Here is a 1,414-nt window from a genome sequence, read left to right on the forward strand (position 1 = left end):
GATCGTGTCGAATGTGACCGGGGAACTCGCCGATGAGGGCCTGATCTGCTCGCCCGAGTACTGGGTGCGGCATGTGCGGGAGGCGGTGCGCTTCGCGGACGGTGTGCGGGCGCTGGAGGACGAAGGTGCTTCTGTCTTCCTGGAGTTGGGGCCGGACGGGGTGCTGACGGCGATGGCCCAGCACACCCTGGGCAGCGCCGCGATCACTGTTCCGGTCCTGCGCAAGGACCGGCCCGAAGAGACCGCTCTGCTCACCGCCCTTGCGCAGTTGCACGTCAACGGTGTCGGGGTCGACTGGTCCGGGATCTTCGCCGGTACCGGCGCCCGCCGCGTGGACCTTCCCACCTACCCCTTCCAGCACGATCGGTACTGGCCCCGGCCGGCCGCGATGTCGGGGGACGTCACCGGTGCGGGCCTGCTGCCCGCGGAACACCCGCTGCTGGGCGCGACGCTCATCCTCGCGGAGGACGGCGGGGTGGTGCTGACGGGCCGGCTGTCGCTCCGGACACACCCGTGGCTGAACGACCACGTCATGGGCGGCAGCGTGCTCTTCCCGGGCACCGGCTTCCTGGAGCTGGCGATGCGCGCTGCCGACCAGGTCGGCAGCGACCGGGTCGAGGACCTCGTCCTGATGACGCCGCTCGTGCTCCAGGAGGAGTGCGCCACGCAGATCCAGGTGCTGGTCGGGGCCGCCGACGAGGCGGGCGCCCGCACCCTTTCGGTACACGCTCGCCCGGACGGTGACCCCGGTCTGCCGTGGACCCAGCACGCGGGCGGCACGCTGACCGGCGGTGAGCGGATCGGGGACTTCGGGTCCGAGGTCTGGCCGCCGCGGGACGCGGAGGCCGTCGATCTGGAGGGCTTCTACGAGGGCACCGGTTACGGCCCCGCGTTCCAGGGGCTGCGCTCGGTGTGGCGCCGCGAGGACGGCGCCTTCGCCGAGGTGGCGCTGCCGGACGGGGTCGCCGAGGAGGCCGGGGCCTTCGGGCTGCACCCGGCGCTGCTGGACGCGGTGCTCCAGTCGCACCGGATGGCCGGGGTCGGCGGCGAGGACGATCAGTTCCTGCCCTTCGCCTGGCGGGGTGTCTCGCTGCACGCGGGCGGCGCTTCGGTCCTGCGCGTACAGGTCGTGAAGACCGGTGACGACTCGATGTCCATCACGGCCGTCGACGTCGAAGGCGCGCCCGTACTGTCCGCCGAGGCGATGGTGATGCGGGCCTACCAGGACCCGGGCACCGGACGGCCGGCGGGACAGCGCGGCGGGGATCAGGGAGCACTGCTGTCGCTGGACTGGGTGGCGGCGCCCGAGGTGCGGTCCGCCGAGGTGCGGTCCGCCGAGGTGCGGTGTGTGTCGCTGGGTGCTGATGAGTTGGGTGTGGGTGCGTCGGTCGCGTCTCTTGCGGAGCTTGCGGGG

At 72.6% G+C, this 1,414-nt stretch carries 1 protein-coding gene; it reads left to right on the forward strand.

Annotation, left to right across the window (positions count from 1 at the left end; all coding sequences use genetic code 11):
* Positions 1-13: 13 nt before the first annotated feature.
* On the forward strand, positions 14-1,414 hold a 1,401-nt coding region (locus ACZ53K_RS42690; protein ID WP_468848545.1), incomplete at its 3' end, for a polyketide synthase dehydratase domain-containing protein.

Source organism: Streptomyces sp. NPDC033221 (assembly GCF_055577005.1).